Genomic DNA, 16650 nt, shown 5'->3' with positions numbered 1-16650 from the left:
CCCTCAACCCCTTACGATCAGGAACGATCCCCAGACGGCGACGTACCGCATCACAGGACCCTCCAGCGGACAGATCAAGCCGAATGTGAACTTCAGGACAACTGGCCTCCGAAATTTCGTAAACCGCAGCGAACGCACAACTGTTTGGCATAGCGTTCCGGGTTACTACGGCGCACGGCTGCTTGGGGAAGTAGCGGGTGTGCCACTTTTGTCGCGTTGTGCCAGGGGGGTCCATGCGGCGTGTCGGTATACCCAATTCAGGCCCGATAGATACGTCTCCCGCGCGCGGCCGCACGGCCACCCCGCGCGGGCTGAGCGACAAGGCGCGCTGGTATCTGCCGGCGGCGCTCGTCACGGACGCGATGGGGATCGCGCTCCCGGTCGGGGCCGTCTTCGACGCAACGTTCCAGCCGCACCCGGTGCTGTGCGCCGTGACCGCCGCGGCGGCCTGGCTGATCGTCCAGACCGCCCGGCGCCGGTACACCCAGCGCGCACTCGGCGAGTCGCGCAGCGGACTGTCCGTGGTCTACGACTGGATGGTCCTGCTCGGCGTGCTCGCGGTCGTCCGCGCGCTGCTCGGCGAACAGTCCGAACCGTCCGTGGCCCTCCTCGCCCTCACCCCGGGTCTGCTGCTGACCACAGCCTGCCGCAAACTGACCTACCGTCACCTGCTGGCCTCCCGGCGTGAGGCGCACGCGGTGCGCCGCATCCTGGTGATCGGCGAGCCGAGCGCGGCCGACTACGTCGTCGACCAGCTGGCCGCGCGCACCGACCACGAGTACGTCGTGGTCGGCGCCATCCCCGTCGGGCTGGCCAATCTGGAGTGCGGCGCCCCCGTGGCCGCCCGGCTGGAGTCGCTGGCACCGGCGCGGCCGAGCGCCGACTCCGGCGCGGTGCTGACCGCGGCGCGGGAACTCGGCGCCGACCTGGTGCTGGTCGCACCCGGACCGCGGATGGCCGGTGAACGCCTGCGGCAGCTCTCGTGGGCCGTGCACGACGCGGGCATCCCGCTGGCCGTGCTCCCGGGCCTCACCGACGTCGCGGTGCGCAGGGTCGAACTCACCTCCGCCGCCGGGCTCACCCTGCTGCACATCAGCCCGCCACTGCGGCGCGGGGTCCAGGTGGGCCTGAAGGAGGTACTGGACCGCGCCGGCGCCGGCGTCGGACTGCTGCTGCTCTCCCCGCTGTTCGGCCTCATCGCGGCGGCCATCCGGCTCGGCTCCAAGGGGCCGGTGTTCTACCAGCAGATCCGCCACGGGGTGGACTGCGTGCCCTTCACCATGTGGAAGTTCCGCACGATGGTGACGGACGCGGACGACCGCAAGCCCGAACTGGCTTCCGCCAACGAGAGCGACGGCCTGATGTTCAAGATGCGCCGCGACCCGCGCGTGACACGGATCGGGCGGATCCTTCGCCGCTGCTCACTGGACGAACTGCCGCAGCTGATCAATGTGCTGCGGGGCGAGATGTCGCTCGTGGGCCCGCGCCCCCCGCTGCCGGAGGAGGTCGCCCGCTACGACGAGATCGCGCTGCGCCGGCTGTCGGTGAAGCCCGGCCTGACGGGCCTGTGGCAGGTCAGCGGGCGCTCGGACCTCTCCTGGGACGAAACGCTTCAGCTGGACCTCCGGTACGTCGACAACTGGACCTTCACCAGCGACGTCGACGTGATGGCCCGCACGTTCCGGGCCGTCGTGGACGGCCGCGGAGCGTACTGAATGTCAGACAGCGCAATCGTCCCTCCACCAGCGGTAGGTGGCGGCGATCCCGTCCCGCAGCGGGATCTGCGGCTTCCAGCCGAGGGAGGAGAGACGGGAGATGTCCAGCAGCTTGCGCGGGGTGCCGTCGGGCTTGGAGGTGTCCCAGGCGACGGCGCCCTCGTAGCCGGTGACCTCCCGTACGGTCTCGGCCAGTTCACGGATCGTCAGGTCGTCGCCGCAGCCGATGTTGACCGGCTCCTCGCCGTCGTACGCGCGCAGCAGCACCGCGCACGCGGCGGCGAGGTCGTCGACGTGCAGGAATTCGCGGCGCGGGCTGCCGGAGCCCCAGAGCACCACCTCGGGGGCGCCGTCGCGCCGCGCCTCGTGGAAGCGGCGGATGAGCGCGGGCAGCACGTGCGAGGTCTCGAGGTCGAAGTTGTCGCCGGGACCGTACAGGTTGGTCGGCATCGCGGAGACGAACGAGGCGCCGTACTGCCGCCGGTAGGACTGCACCTGGACGATGCCGGCGATCTTGGCGAGCGCGTACGCCTCGTTGGTCGGCTCCAGCGGGCCGGTCAGCAGGGCGTCCTCGCTGATCGGCTGCGGCGCGTGCTTGGGGTAGATGCACGAGGAGCCCAGGAAGAGCAGCCGGCCCACCCCGGCCGCGTGCGCCCCGGCGATCACGCTCAGCTGGATGCGCAGATTGTCCTCGAGGAACTGCACCGGGTAGGTGCTGTTGGCCATGATGCCGCCGACCTTGGCGGCCGCCAGCACCACCGCGTCGGGTCGCTGCTCCCTCAGGAACGCCTCGGTGCGCGCCGCGTCGCGCAGATCGAGTTCGCCGCGGCCGCGGGTGATCACCTCGTGCCCGTCGGCGGTCAGCCGCCGGGTCACCGCCGATCCGACCAGACCGCGGTGGCCCGCGACGAAGATCCGGGCGCGGTCGGGCAGGAGTGCGTTCGCTTCGCTCATGGAAGCGAATTCTGCCAGGAGGGTTCACCCCACCGGGGGTGATTCCAAACATCAGTACGCAAAAGAAACATAACCGACCCAAGGGGGGAGATCGCATGGGCAAGAGCGCCCTGATCACCGGCGTGACCGGCCAGGACGGCTCCTATCTGGCGGAGCTGCTGCTGGGCAAGGGGTACACCGTGCACGGCCTCGTCAGACGGTCGTCCAGCTTCAACACCGAGCGGATCGACCACATATACCAGGGGCCGCAGGAGGCCAACCGCTCCTTCGTGCTCCACCACGCCGACCTCTCCGACGGCGTGGCCCTGGTGAACCTCCTGCGCGACCTGCGGCCCGACGAGGTCTACAACCTGGGCGCCCAGTCCCATGTCCGCGTGTCCTTCGACGCCCCGCTCTACACCGGGGACGTCACCGGCCTCGGCTCGATGCGGCTGCTGGAGGCGGTGCGGGCCAGCGGCGTGGAGACCCGGATCTACCAGGCCTCCTCCTCCGAGATGTTCGGCGCCACCCCGCCGCCGCAGAACGAGCAGACGCCCTTCCACCCCCGCAGCCCGTACGGCTGCGCCAAGGTCTACGGCTACTGGGCGACGGTCAACTACCGCGAGGCGTACGACATGTTCGCGGTCAACGGCATCCTCTTCAACCACGAGTCCCCGCGCCGCGGAGAGACCTTCGTGACCCGCAAGATCACCCGCGCCGTCGCCCGCATCAAGGCCGGTCTGCAGGACCGGCTCTACCTGGGCAACCTCGACGCCGTCCGGGACTGGGGCTACGCCCCCGAGTACGTCGACGCGATGTGGCGGATGCTCCAGCGCGACCAGCCGGACGACTACGTGGTCGCCACCGGCGAGGCCGCCACCGTACGGCAGTTCGTGGAGACCGCCTTCGCGCACGTGGACCTCGACTGGGCGGAGTACGTCCGCTACGACCCCAAGTACGAGCGCCCCAGCGAGGTCGACGCCCTGATCGGCGACGCGAGCAAGGCGGAGGAACTGCTCGGCTGGAAGCCCTCCGTGCGGGTCGACGAGCTGGCCCGGATCATGGTCGACGCCGACCGCAAGCAGGTCGAGGACCAGCTCGCCGGCGTGACCGTGCGCATCGACCGCTGAACACGCGCCGGGGGATGCCGAGTTAAGCCCTGGCAACGACCGGTCGAGCCAAGAGTGAACACAATTTCGTCAAACTTTCACGTGAGGAGCTTCACATCCCCCTACGCTGCCGTCCACAGGCGGGCGAATGGGCCGCTTGTGCACGAGTGAGGCCTTGGGGGGCACATGCGAAGACTTGGGGCGATGACCGCCGCCGGGACACTGGTGGCGGGGGCTCTGGCGGGGATGGGGGTGGCCGCGGCTCCGGCCGCGACCGCGCTCACCCCGCCGGTGGCGATGACCGCGGACGAACTCCCGACCTGGCAGACCAACGGCATCGTCTGGGCGATGGCCCAGTCGGAGGGGGTCGTCTTCGCCGGCGGGACCTTCTCCACCGTCCGTCCGCCCGGCAGCGCCGCGGGCACCAACGAGCAGTCCGCGGTGAACTTCGCGGCGTTCGACGCCGCGACCGGCGCACCGACCGACTGCCACCTGTCGTTCACGATCGGCCCGGGCAGCACGGCAACCGTGCGCGCCCTGGCCGTCTCGCCGGACGGCGACACCCTCTACGCGGGTGGATACTTCAGCTCCGTCAACGGCGTCCAGGTCAACAGCCTGGCCGCCATCGACATCGCGACGTGCACGCCGGTCGCCTCCTTCCACCCGGGGATCTCCGCGACCGTACGGGCGCTGGACGTGACCGCGGACACCGTCTACATGGGCGGCGACTTCACCACCGTCGCCGGCCAGTCCCGGCGGTACTTCGCCGCGCTGACCACTGCGGGGGCGCTGAAGGCCTGGGACCCGCAGGGCGACGAGCCGGGGCGGGCCGTCCAGGCCGCCCGGGACGGCTCCCACGTGATGATCGGCGGTGACTTCGACACCATCGGCGGCGCCGACTCGCACGCCCTGGCGGTCGTCGACACCGGCACCGGCGCGCTGACGAAGGCGTACCCGGTGGGATTCTTCCCGGCCACCTCGGTCGTCAAGGACATCACGGACGACGCGACGGGCCTGTACGTGGCCAACGAGGGCACCGGCGGCGGTGTCTTCGACGGCCGCACCGCCTTCGACCTGAGCGACTTCGACCAGCGCTGGCGCGACACCTGCCTCGGCGCGACGCAGTCGCTCGCCGTCTACCAGACGGTGCTGTACAGCGGTTCGCACGCGCACGACTGCAGCAGCATGGGCGCCTTCCCGAACCAGCGGCGCAAGCACCTGCTGGCGCAGTCGGTGGACGACCCGAAGCTGCTCGGCTGGTTCCCGGACACCAACGACGGCCTCGGTGAGAGCATCGGCCCGCGGGTGATGTCCGTGTCGTCCGCGGGCGGCAAGGACTACCTCTGGGTGGGCGGCGAGTTCACCACCGTCCAGGGCGCCCCGCAGCAGGGCCTGACCCGCTTCTCCAACGGCCCCGACACCGGCAACCCGACCACTCCCGAGGCGAGCGCGGCGAGCCTGGCGGCCGGGCAGGTCAAGGTGAGCTGGCAGGCGAGCCTGGACGACGACGACAGCGCGCTGACGTACCGGGTCTACCGGGACGGCTCGTCCACCCCGGTGTACACCACCTCCGGCAACTCGCTGCCGTGGGTGCGGCCGCAGCTCAGCTTCACCGACACCGGACTGACCGTGGGCTCGACCCACAGCTACCGGGTCAGCGCGAGCGACGGCACCAACACCAGCCCGCTCTCCTCCACCGCCACGGCCACCGTGGCCTCCGGCAGCAACAGCTACGCCGCGGCGGTGCTCTCCGACGGCGCCAACCTCTACTGGCGCTACGACGAGAGCGGCGGCACCTTCGCCGCCGACGCCTCACCCGCGGACGACAACGGCGACTACGTCGGCGGCCCGTCCTACCGCCAGAGCCCGGGGGCGGTCAGCGGTTCCAGCACGGCGATCGGCTTCAACGGCTCCGACCAGTGGGTCTACAGCGACCGCAGCCACCCGCGTCCGGCCGCCTTCAGCGTGGAGTCGTGGTTCAGGACGACCACGACCTCGGGCGGCAAGATCGTCGGCTTCGGCAACACCACCAACGGCACCAGCAGCCAGTACGACAAGCACATCTACATGACCAACAACGGCCGGCTGGTCTTCGGCGTCTACACCGGCGCCACCAACACCGTCACGAGCAGCGCCGCCTACAACAACGGCGCCTGGCACCACGTGGTGGCCACCCAGGGCGCCGACGGCATGAAGATGTACGTCGACGGCACGCTCGTCGGCAGCAACCCGCAGACCTCCAACGAGAACTACACCGGTTACTGGCGGGCGGGCGGCGACAACCTCAACGGCTGGCCGGACCAGCCGTCCAGCGGCTACTTCAGCGGGCAGATCGACGAGACCGCCGTCTACCCGTCCGTGCTGACGGCCGCCCAGGTCGCCAACCACTTCACCCTGGCCAGCGCGCCGGCCGACACCGTCACCACGCTCACCCCGGGCGAGGACACCTACGTCAACGCCGGGGCCCCGTCGGCCAACTACGGCACCTCGGGCTCGCTGGCCGTCCGCGGCAGCTCGGCCTACCTGACGTACCTGCGCTTCAGCCTGCCGCCGGCCCCGGCCGGCCAGACGCTGAAGAGCGCCGTGCTGCGGGTCATGACCAGCAGCGACCCGACGGCGGGCACCAATGACACCGTCTCCGTCGTGCCCGTCACGGGCGCGTGGACGGAGACGGGGGTCGCGTACAACAGCCGGCCGGCGCTGTCCTCGACCGTGCTGGGCACGCTCAGCGGCGCGACGACGGTCTCGACCTCGTACACGGTGCCGCTGGACGTCTCCCAGCTCGGCGGCTCGCTGGGCGGCTCGTACGCCCTGGCGCTGACGAGTACCGGCACGGACGCGATGTGGCTTTGGTCACGTCAGGCCGCGTCCCAGGCGAACGGGCCGCGGCTGGTGCTCACCTTCGGCTCGTAGCGGCGTCCTGCCCGACACCTGCGGCCCCCGGCGGGGACAGATCACCATGATCGTGTCCGATCCGCCGGGGGCCGCACGTGCGTCGCGCCCGCACGCCGAACCGGAATTTCCGCTTCACAAGAATTGTGTGGAGAAAGTCACACCCGGCCGCCGAGGGCAGGTGCAACCTGCACCAATGGCGCAGATTCCCCTTTACCTCCCCTTTTACCTCCGCTTTCACCTCGGGGACAGCGGCTCCAGGGAAGGTCCTGACCTGGGATGTCACGGAGCCGTGACAAGCGGCACCGGGTTTACGGGCCGGATTCTCAATTATCCTGTCGTTCAGCTGCAATCCGACCCTTGTCCATCCGCCCGCGGATGACCGCATCGAGAACTGGGACCCTCCATGCCCGCTGCCCCTGCGCCCGCCCTCGCCAAGCGTCTCGTCCCCGCCCGTGTCCGTGACCGGCGGGCCGAGGCTCGCGCCCTCCGCAAGGAGGCCGCGGCGGAGGCCAAGCGCATGGCGCGGCGGCAGGCGATGCTCGCCGCCGATCCGGCCGTGCGCCCGCTGGAGGTCGAGGGCATCACCTACTACGGCCGTGTGGTGACCTCGTTCAACGCCGCGGAGGCCCGGGCCCGCAACCTGCACCTGGTCACCGACGCGCTGCAGGAAGCGGGCGTGGAGTACCTGCTGATCCCCAGCCGCTCCCCGATGAACCACGTGGTCGCCGTACGGCTGCACGACCGCAAGGCGTTCCTGTCCTCGATGCGCAAGCTGTACCCGGACACCCCGCTGTACGCCGCCAAGTTCAACAAGGACATGGACTGGCCCGTCGAGGCCGTCCCGTACATCGACGGCTCCCTGCCGACGTTCCTCAAGAAGCAGTGGGTGCTGCGGTTCGGGGAGATCCTGCTCGGCCCGGGCGGCCAGATCCTCTCCGACCTCACCCAGGGCTGCGACGTCGAGTTCTGGCTGGAGGGCGAGGAGCTGCTCGCCAGGATCGCCGACGAGGACCTCGAGAAGGCGGCCCGCGCCAAGTGGCGCCTGGGCACCCTGAAGACCCAGCTGCCCGAGTCCCGGATGCCCGGTGCGCTGATCGCCCCGCGCCCCAACGCCGTCGCGGACGCGATACCCGCCGACGGCCGCGTCCCCGCCACCCGCACCGTGGCCGGGCGCAGCCACCCCACCTACCGCGACCTCTTCCGGCGCGGTGTCCACGAGGTCGCCTTCCCGATCGACGTCGTCTACACCTGGGTCGACGGCGCGGACCCCGAGCTGGCGGCCAAGCGCGAACTGCACCGCCCCGGCGGCAACGTCCGCACCGTCAACGCCCTCGCGTCCGGCGCCTCGCGCTTCGCCAGCCACGACGAGCTGATGTACTCCCTGCGCTCGCTGGACATGTACGCGCCGTTCGTGCGCAACATCCACATCGTCACCGACGGCCAGACCCCCTCCTGGCTGGACACCTCGGCACCGGGCGTCCGGGTCGTGGACCACAAGGAGATCTTCGCCGATCCCAGCGTGCTCCCGGTCTTCAACTCCCACGCCATCGGCACGCAGCTCCACCACATCGACGGGCTGTCGGACCACTACCTGTACTTCAACGACGACGTCTTCCTCGGCCGCCCCGCCACCGCCGAACAGTTCTTCTACGCCAACGGCATCGCCAAGCTGCCCTTCTCCCCCTTCCAGTTCGGGCTGGGCGCCGGGCACGCCGACGAACCGGCACCGAACTCGGCCGGCAAGAACGTGCGCGCACTGCTCTGGGACGCCCACGAGCGCCTGATCACCAACAAGTTCATGCACACCCCGCACCCGCAACTGCGCTCCGTCATGCGGGACATCGAGGAGAACTTCGCCGAGCAGGTGCGTGCCACCAGCGGTTCCCGGTTCCGGGCGACGACGGACATCGCCATGGGCGCCAGCTTCCACCACCACCGCGCCCTGATGACCGGACGGGCCGTCCCGGGCGAGTACAAGCTGCGCTACGTGGACGTCGCCCGCCCCGACGCCGAGACCAGGCTGGACGACCTCCTGGCCACCCGCCGCTTCGACTTCTTCTGCCTCAACGAGTCCGACACCCCCGCCGACCTGCGCGAGACGGTCAGCTCCCGCGTGCGGACGTTCCTCGACAGCTACTTCCCCTTCCCGAGCCGCTGGGAGAAGGGCCGGGACGCGCACACCGCCTGAGGCCGAAAGTGCCCGCCGGGGTCTCCTCCGGGCCGCCCGTCACGGCGTACGCTGCCGTGGCAGGCGGTCCGTTCCCGCACCGCCGGGGGCGGCGAGGGCTGGGGGGCTCATGCGCACTTGGGGAAGACTGTCCGCTGCACTGGTTCTGACGGCGGCCTCACTGGCCGGCGCGGGAATGGCGGCGGCGCCGACCGCCGGGGCGCTCACACCGCCCGTGGCCATCACCGCGGATCCACTGCCGACCTGGCAGACCAACGGCGTGGTGTGGGCGATGGCCCACCAGGGGGGTACGGTCTTCGCGGGCGGGACCTTCTCCACCGTCAGGTCCTCCGGCTCCGGCGGCACCACGCAGTCCGCCGTCAACTTCGCGGCGTTCAACGCCGCCACCGGAGCCCCCGCCGGCTGCCGGCTCTCCTTCACCATCGGCTCGGGCACCGCGACCGTGCGCGCCCTGGAGGTCTCGCCGGACGGGCGGACGCTCTACGCGGGCGGCTGGTTCAACGCCGTCAACGGAGTGGCCGTCAGCAGCCTCGCCGCGATCGACATCGCGAGCTGCACGCCGAACGCCTCCTTCCGGCCCTCGTTCTCGGCGACCGTACGGGCGATCGACGTCAGCGACGACACCGTCTACGTCGGCGGTGACTTCACCTCGGTCGCGGGCCAGTCCCGGTCGCGGTTCGCGGCGCTGTCCACCGGTGGCGCGCTGCGCGCGTGGAACCCGAACGCCGACAAGCCGGGCCGGGCCGTCCAGCTGAGCCCGGACGGCGCGCACGCGGTGCTCGGCGGTGACTTCGACACCGTCGGCGGCACCGGCTCGCACGCCCTGGCCGTGGTCGACACCGACACCGGTGCCCTGACCAGGGCCTACCCGGTGGGCTTCATCCCGGCCACCTCGGTGACCAAGGACCTCACCGCGGACGCCACGGGGGTCTTCACCGCCAACGAGGGCACCGGCGGCGGTGTCTTCGACGGCCGCATCGCCCTGAACACCAGTGACTTCGGGCAGCGCTGGCGGGACAACTGCCTGGGCGCCACACAGTCCGTCGAGGTCTACAGGACCGTCCTGTACAGCGGTTCGCACGCCCACGACTGCAGCAGCATGGGCGCCTTCCCCAACCAGCGGCGCAAGCACCTGCTGGCGCAGTCGGTCGACGACCCGAAGCTGCTGCCGTGGTTCCCCGACACGAACGACGGCATCGGCGAGGGCCTCGGCCCGCGGGTGATGACCGTGGCCTCCTCCGGGGGCACCGACTACCTGTGGGTCGGCGGCGAGTTCACCACGGTCGCCGGGGCGGCCCAGCAGGGCCTGACCCGCTTCGCCTCCGGCCCGGACACCGGGGCGCCGAGCGTGCCCGAGGTGAACGTGGCGAGCATCCGGCCGGGCCAGGTCACCGTGCGCTGGCGGACCAGCCTCGACCTGGACGACGGCCCGCTGACCTACCGCGTCTACCGCAACGGCTCGGCCACGCCGATCCACACCGCCACCGGGTCCTCCCTGCCGTGGGCGCGCCCGCAGCTGGCCTTCACCGACACGTCCGTCACCGCCGGCACCACCTACTCGTACCGGGTCACCGCGAGCGACGGCACCAACACCAGCGCCCTGTCCCCCGCCCAGTCGGTGACCGCCGCGTCGGCGACCCAGGCCTACCCGGCCCGGGTGCTCGCCGACGGCGCCACCCTGTACTGGCGCTACGACGAGGCGTCCGGCCAGTTCGGCGCCGACTCCTCCCCCGGAAACGACAACGCGGTCTACCTCAACGGCCCGTCGTACCGGCAGACCCCGGGCGCCGTGGCCGGCAGCACCGCCATGGGCTTCAACGGCACCAACGACTACGCCTACAGCGACGCCCGCCACAGCCGTCCGGCCGCGTTCAGCGTCGAGACCTGGTTCCGGACCACGACCACGGCCGGCGGCAAGCTCGTCGGCTTCGGCGACCGCAACGTCGACGACAACCTGAGCGGCAGCTACGACAAGCACGTCTACATGACCAACAACGGGCGCCTGGCCTTCGGCGTCTACAACGGCGGGGCCCGCACCATCACCACCACGGGCACCTACAACGACGGCGGCTGGCACCACGTCGTCGCCACCCAGGGCAGCGGCGGCATGCGGCTGTACGTGGACGGCGCCCTCGCCGGCACCGACCCCACCACCACCAGCCAGAACTACTCGGGCTTCTGGAGGGTCGGCGGCGACAACCTCAGCAGCTGGCCCAACCGTCCCAGCAGCAACTACTTCGCCGGGCAGCTGGACGAGACGGCCGTGTACCCGTCGGCGCTGACCGCCGCCCAGGTCGCCGACCACCACTCGCTGGGCACCGGGGGCGGCGGCGCTCCCCCCGAGTCCGAGGTCACCGTCGAGGCCGCCGAGGACTCGTACGTCAACGCGGGGGCGCCGTCCGCCAACTACGGCACCTCGGGCTCGCTCGCGGTGCGCGGCAGCTCGGCGTACCTGACCTACCTGCGCTTCCCGCTGCCCGCCGCACCCTCCGGCACGGTGCTGAAGAGCGCGCGGCTGCGGGTGCACACCAGCTCCGAGGCCAGTGCCGGATCGGCCGACAGCCAGAGCGTCGTGCCGGTCACCGGGAGCTGGAGCGAGACCGGCGTGACGTACACGGGCCGGCCCGCGCTCTCCTCCACGGTGCTCGGCACCCTCACCGGGGCCACCGCGGCCCAGAGCGGCTACGAGACGGCGCTGGACGCCGGTGCGCTGGCGGGGGCCCTGGGCGGCTCCTACGACCTCGCGCTCACCAGCGCGGGTACCGACGCGCTGTGGCTGTGGTCGAGCGAGGCGGCGGGAGCGGGCAACCACCCCGTACTCGTACTGACATTCGGCGCACCTTAGTGCTCACATTTTCTTCAAACACCGTCCATCAGCCGTATGTCAACCCATACCCTGCGGTGCACGGGCGGCCAAGGGGCACGCTCGGGGGCATTGGGGCCTTGGGGGGCACATGCGCAAGCTCAGATCCATCTCCGCCGCCTTGACCATGGCGGCGGGGTCCCTGGCGGCAGGGGCGATGGCGCCGCAGCCGGCGGTGGCGCTGACGCCGCCGGTGGCGATGACGGCCGACAGCCTGCCGACCTGGCAGACCAACGGCATCGTCTTCGCCATGGCGCAGGCGAACGGCACCGTCTTCACCGGCGGCACCTTCTCCTCGGTCCGCCCGTCCGGAGAGGCGGCGGGCGGCCCGAACGAGCGGGAGGCGGTCAACTTCGCCGCCTTCGACGCGGCCACCGGCGCGCCCACGGACTGCAGGCTGTCCTTCACCGTCGGCTCCGGCACGGCCACCGTGCGGGCGCTCGCCGTGTCACCGGACGGGGCCACGCTGTACGCGGGCGGCTTCTTCGGCGCTGTCAACGGCACCCCGGTCAGCAGCCTCGCCGCGATCGACATCGCCACCTGCACCGTCAGGACGGACTTCGCGGTCGCGGTCAACGCCACCGTCCGCGCGCTGGCCGCCACCGCCGACACCGTCTACCTGGGCGGCGACTTCAGCTCCGTCGACGGCCAGCCGCACGACAACTTCGCCGCCGTCACCACCTCCGGCGACGCCACCTCCTTCACCGCCAACGGCGACGCGCCGGGCCGTGCCCTGGAGATCACCCCGGACGGGGCGAACGTCGTCATCGGCGGCGACTTCGACCGCGTCAACGGCACTTCCTCGCACGCCCTGGCCGTGGTCGACGCGACGACCGGCACCGTGGTGAAGGGCTACGGGTCCTCCTTCATCCCGTCGACGTCCGTCGTCAAGGACATCACGACCGACGCCACCGGGGTCTACACGGGCAACGAGGGCACCGGCGGCGGGGTCTTCGACGGCCGCATCGCGCTCAACCTCAGCGACTTCAACCAGCGCTGGCGCGACACCTGCCTCGGCGCCACCCAGTCCGTCGAGGTCTACAAGTCCGTGCTGTACAGCGGCTCCCACGCGCACGACTGCAGCACCATGAACGAGTACCCGAACCAGCGGCGCAAGCACCTGCTCGCGGAGTCCGTCGACAACCCCGCGAAGCTGGGCTGGTTCCCCGACACCAACGACGGCCTGGGCGAGGGCATCGGCCCGCGCGTCATGGCCGTCTCCTCGTCCGGCGGCACCGACTACATGTGGGTCGGCGGGGAGTTCACCACCGTCAACGGCGTGGCCCAGCAGGGCCTGACCCGCTTCTCCTCGGGGCCGGACACCGGAGTGCCGACCACTCCGAACGTCAACGCCTCCAGCGTCACCCCGGGCTCGGTCAAGGTCCGCATCCAGACCAGCCTGGACCTGGACGACAGCTCGCTGACCTACCGCGTGTACAAGAACGGCGCCGCCACGCCCGTGTACACCACCACGGCCTCCTCGCTGCCGTGGGTGCGGCCGCAGCTGACCTGGACCGACACCGACGTGACGGCCGGCGCCACCTACACCTACCGGGTCACGGCGAGCGACGGCACCAACACCACGGTCAAGTCGCCCACCCAGACCGTCACGGCGGCGACCACGCCCGAGGCGTACCCGACGCAGGTCCTCACGGACGGCGCGACGCTGTACTGGCGCTACAACGAGACCGCCAACACCTTCGTCGCCGACAACTCGCCCGCCGACGACGGCGGCAACCACGTCGGCGGCCCGACCCGCGGCGTCAGCCCCGGCGCGATCGCCGGCAACGGCAGCACCGCCGTCACCTACAACGGCACGACCCAGTGGTCGTACAGCGACGCCAAGCGCAACCGGCCGAACTCGTACAGCATCGAGACCTGGTTCCGGACGACGACCACCACCGGCGGCAAGATCGTCGGCTTCGGCGACCGGACCACCGAGGCGAGCGCCACCACCGACAAGCACGTCTACATGACCAACGCCGGCCGGCTGATCTTCGGCGTGCGCAGCGGCAGCAACCGCACCATCACCACCTCCGGGGCCTACAACGACGGCGAGTGGCACCACGTCGTCGCCACCCAGGGGTCCAACGGGATGCGGCTGTACGTCGACGGCTCGCTGCAGGCGTCGAACTTCCTGATCACCGGTGGCAACGACTACGTGGGCTACTGGCACGTCGGCGGCGACAACCTGTCGGGCTGGACCAGCCGCCCGACGAGCAACTACTTCGCCGGCTCCATCGACGAGACCGCGATCTACCCGAGCGTGCTGTCCGCCTCGCAGATCGCCCAGCACTACAACCTGGGGAAGAACGGATGACCCACCCGCCCCGCCGGGTCGCCACCGCCGCCGCCGTCCTCGTGACGGCGGCGGCGGTGCTGCTCACCGGCTGCTCCAGCGGTTCGGACGGCAAGAACACCGCGGCCGGGGCCACGCCCGCGCCGACCGCCGCCACCTCGGTGCCGGTCCCGGACGAGCCGGCCACGCCCACCGACCCCGCCTCGGACGCGGTCCCCAGCGGGCCCAAGGTCCCCAAGGGCGAACTGACCCCGGTCACCGGCTCCTTCACCAAGAAGCAGAAGGACTATCTGTCGGGGCGGGTACCCAAGGGCACCGATCCCGCGGCGGTCCTGCAACTGGGCCAGGAGACCTGCGACCGCATCGCACGCGTCGCCGAGGTCGACGAGGACGCCGCGATCGGCGGCATCATCACGGGGCAGATCGGCGGCGCCAAGGGCGCCGTCACCCATCTGTGCCCGGACCAGGAGGACGTCCTGGCGGCCGCCGAGACCGGCTTCGCCGACGGCTCCTACGCCGTGGGGGCCAGGGCGAAGGCCGGCAGCGTCGTCGTGCCCGGCACCTACCGCGCCCTGACCCCCACCAAGGAGTGCACGTGGACGGCCGGGACGAAGACCGGCACGGCCCACAAGGTCACCATCACCGCGGGCACGAAGACCTTCGACTCGCGCGGCTGCTTCGCCTGGGCACGGGAGGGCCGATGACGGAACTCGAGAGCAGGCTCCCGGTCGTGGTGGCGATCCCGACCAAGAACGAGGCGGAGAACATCGCCGCCACGGTCGGATCGGTCATCGGCCACTTCGAGGCGGTGGTGGTCGTCGACTCGGACAGCACCGACGACACCCGCGCCATCGCCGAGTCGCTGGGCGCCCAGGTCGTCCCGTACACCTGGGACGGCAAGTACCCCAAGAAGAAGCAGTGGTGCCTGGACAACGTCCATCCGGACATCCCCTGGCTGCTCTTCCTGGACGGGGACGAGGTGCCCACGCCGGAGCTGATCGACGAACTCCGCGAGGTCTTCGCCCGGCAGCCCGTCCTGCCCGCGGCCTTCGACATCCCGCTGCTGTACTGGTTCGCCGGGCGGCCGCTGCGGCGCGGCTACACCGTGGTCAAGCGGTCGCTGCTGGACCGCACCCGGGTGTCGTACCCGGAGGTCGACGACCTGGGCGCACCCGGCATGGGGGAGCAGGAGGGCCACTACCAGCCGCGCGCGGACGGGCCGGTGGGGCAGCTCAAGGCCCGGATCGAGCACCGCGACCTGGACCCGGTGCGCACCTGGTTCGAGCGGCACAACCGCTACTCGGACTGGGAGGCCTGGCTGGAGCACCACCCGGGCGCCAAGGAACAGGTGCGGGGGCTGAAGACCCGGCAGGGACGGATCTTCCAGAAGGTGCCCTTCAAGCCGCTGCTGTTCTTCGGCTACACCTACCTCGCCCGGCGCGGCTTCCTCGACGGCCGCGCCGGCTTCGACTACGCCCTCGCGCTCAGCTTCTACCGCTGGCAGATCGGGGTGAAGACGCGGGAGAACGTTCCCTCGTAGCCGTCCCGTACACGTCCTGGAGGACGTCGAGGACGGCGTCGAGCGACAGCTCGTCCCGGATGAGGCGCCAGGCGGCCTGCGAGGCCGCCTGGTTCGCCCCGTCGTCGAGGAGTTCCAGGACCGCCTTGCCGACGTCCTCGGGGCGCCGCACGACCCGGCCGGCGCCGGACCGCTCGATGTCGGGGGCGAGTCCGTTGGACTCCCGTACGACGACCGGCGTGCCCACCGACATCGACTCCAGCAGCGACATCGCGAACGGCTCGTCCACGGACGGCAGGACGTAGACGTCGGCGGCGCGGAAGGCCTCCAGCGCCTCGGCGTGGCTGAGCGGGCCGACGTGCCGCACGGACTTCTCGACACCCAGCGTGCGCACGGTCTCCAGGGTGCCGGCCAGTTCCCCGGAGTCCGGCCCGGCGAGGACGAAACGCGCGTCCGGGTAGTGCCGCAGCACCTCGGGGATCGCCTCGGCGAACGCCTTGGGGCGCTTGCGGGTCTGGAAGCGGGCCAGGTAGAGCACGGTGGGCGGGCCGCTGCGGACCCGGGGCTGGTGCAGTGCGGTGCCGTTGGGCAGCCGTACCGGCCGGGCCAGGTTGCCCTCGCCGACGACCGCCTCCAGGTCGGTGCGCTCCCACTCGGTCAGGTGCAGCACGGCGTCGGCGCGCCGCAGCAGCCGCTTGGTGGCGAGCGCGTCGAGCACCTTGGCCAGCGGCTTGTCGCTGGGGTCGACCATCCCGTGGGTCTGCAGCACCAGCGGCCGCCCGCACTGCAGCGCCGCCACGGCGACCGGCAGGGTGATCAGGTCGCGCATCAGGTGGACGTGGACGACGTCCGCCGAGCGCACCAGCCGCCGCGCGCCGGCGAGCAGGGACGGCGAGGTGATCCCGGAGACCTCGAAGCGGGGCAGCACGTGCCGGGCGCGGAAGATCCGTGCCGGCACGCCCTCCACCTCGTCCGGCAGCGCCCCTTCGGGGAACCCGTCGCCCAGGGTGACCAGTTCGGCGTCGACGCCGCGGCCGCGCAGCCCCCGGGCGAGGTTGAGGGCGACCCGGGTCGGGCCGCCGAAGGCGTTGGTGGGCGTGTGCAGGGTGACGACGTGCAGCACCTTCAC

10 protein-coding genes are annotated in these 16650 nt (G+C 71.2%); 8 read left to right on the top strand and 2 right to left on the bottom strand.

Translation table 11 applies throughout. From position 1 onward, the window contains the following. The first annotated feature begins 233 nt into the window (after nt 1–233). Nucleotides 234–1715 carry a sugar transferase gene (locus tag CHF15_RS01480; RefSeq protein ID WP_375819199.1) on the top strand — a complete coding sequence of 494 codons (1482 nt, stop codon included), beginning with the start codon at nt 234–236 and terminating at the stop codon, nt 1713–1715. Nucleotides 1716–1718: 3 nt separating this feature from the next. Here the strand turns inward: CHF15_RS01480 and CHF15_RS01475 are convergent, their stop codons facing one another. After that, nucleotides 1719–2669, bottom strand: a complete 951-nt coding sequence (locus CHF15_RS01475; protein WP_089221726.1) for a GDP-L-fucose synthase family protein — start codon at nt 2667–2669, stop codon at nt 1719–1721. Nucleotides 2670–2764: 95 nt separating this feature from the next. Between CHF15_RS01475 and gmd the strand changes: the two genes are divergently transcribed. From gmd to CHF15_RS01440, 7 genes are all read left to right on the top strand, one after another. Continuing rightward, a complete protein-coding gene (gmd, locus tag CHF15_RS01470) occupies nt 2765–3778 on the top strand; it encodes a GDP-mannose 4,6-dehydratase (protein WP_089221725.1) in 1014 nt (337 codons plus the stop codon). 183 nt (nt 3779–3961) lie between these two features. Next, a complete protein-coding gene (locus CHF15_RS01465; protein ID WP_089221724.1) occupies nt 3962–6670 on the top strand; it encodes a CBM96 family carbohydrate-binding protein in 2709 nt (902 codons plus the stop codon). A gap of 385 nt (nt 6671–7055) precedes the next feature. After that, entirely contained in the window at nt 7056–8840 is a 1785-nt protein-coding gene (locus tag CHF15_RS01460; protein ID WP_089221723.1) for a stealth family protein, read from the top strand. A gap of 109 nt (nt 8841–8949) precedes the next feature. Then, the gene (locus CHF15_RS01455; protein ID WP_245938617.1) at nt 8950–11685 is read left to right on the top strand and encodes a LamG-like jellyroll fold domain-containing protein; all 2736 of its coding nucleotides are present in this window, start codon (nt 8950–8952) and stop codon (nt 11683–11685) included. 109 nt (nt 11686–11794) lie between these two features. Then, nucleotides 11795–14023: a LamG-like jellyroll fold domain-containing protein gene (locus tag CHF15_RS01450; RefSeq protein ID WP_089221721.1), complete on the top strand. Its 2229-nt coding sequence runs from the start codon at nt 11795–11797 to the stop codon at nt 14021–14023. Next, nucleotides 14020–14706 carry a hypothetical protein gene (locus CHF15_RS01445; protein ID WP_089221720.1) on the top strand — a complete coding sequence of 229 codons (687 nt, stop codon included), beginning with the start codon at nt 14020–14022 and terminating at the stop codon, nt 14704–14706. The genes CHF15_RS01450 and CHF15_RS01445 overlap by 4 nt, the downstream gene beginning before the upstream one ends. Further along, nucleotides 14703–15542, top strand: a complete 840-nt coding sequence (locus tag CHF15_RS01440; RefSeq protein ID WP_089221719.1) for a glycosyltransferase family 2 protein — start codon at nt 14703–14705, stop codon at nt 15540–15542. The genes CHF15_RS01445 and CHF15_RS01440 overlap by 4 nt, the downstream gene beginning before the upstream one ends. On the opposite strand, the gene CHF15_RS01435 is transcribed toward CHF15_RS01440, so the two are convergent. Next, nucleotides 15487–16650 (bottom strand): glycosyltransferase, encoded by a 1164-nt coding sequence (locus CHF15_RS01435; protein ID WP_089221718.1) that lies wholly within the window; start codon nt 16648–16650, stop codon nt 15487–15489. The genes CHF15_RS01440 and CHF15_RS01435 overlap by 56 nt on opposite strands.

The organism is Actinacidiphila glaucinigra, assembly GCF_900188405.1.
GTDB lineage: Bacteria > Actinomycetota > Actinomycetes > Streptomycetales > Streptomycetaceae > Actinacidiphila > Actinacidiphila glaucinigra.
The sequence above is the reverse complement of the archived record's forward strand: the minus strand, read 5'-3'. Positions and strand labels throughout refer to the sequence as shown.

What these genes read in the sequence shown, in the direction of transcription:
- CHF15_RS01480 (WP_375819199.1), top strand. Translation starts at nt 234, where the DNA reads ATGCGGCGTGTCGGTATACCCAATTCAGGCCCGATAGATACGTCTCCC.
- CHF15_RS01475 (WP_089221726.1), bottom strand. Translation starts at nt 2,669, where the DNA reads ATGAGCGAAGCGAACGCACTCCTGCCCGACCGCGCCCGGATCTTCGTC.
- gmd (WP_089221725.1), top strand. Translation starts at nt 2,765, where the DNA reads ATGGGCAAGAGCGCCCTGATCACCGGCGTGACCGGCCAGGACGGCTCC.
- CHF15_RS01465 (WP_089221724.1), top strand. Translation starts at nt 3,962, where the DNA reads ATGACCGCCGCCGGGACACTGGTGGCGGGGGCTCTGGCGGGGATGGGG.
- CHF15_RS01460 (WP_089221723.1), top strand. Translation starts at nt 7,056, where the DNA reads ATGCCCGCTGCCCCTGCGCCCGCCCTCGCCAAGCGTCTCGTCCCCGCC.
- CHF15_RS01455 (WP_245938617.1), top strand. Translation starts at nt 8,950, where the DNA reads ATGCGCACTTGGGGAAGACTGTCCGCTGCACTGGTTCTGACGGCGGCC.
- CHF15_RS01450 (WP_089221721.1), top strand. Translation starts at nt 11,795, where the DNA reads ATGCGCAAGCTCAGATCCATCTCCGCCGCCTTGACCATGGCGGCGGGG.
- CHF15_RS01445 (WP_089221720.1), top strand. Translation starts at nt 14,020, where the DNA reads ATGACCCACCCGCCCCGCCGGGTCGCCACCGCCGCCGCCGTCCTCGTG.
- CHF15_RS01440 (WP_089221719.1), top strand. Translation starts at nt 14,703, where the DNA reads ATGACGGAACTCGAGAGCAGGCTCCCGGTCGTGGTGGCGATCCCGACC.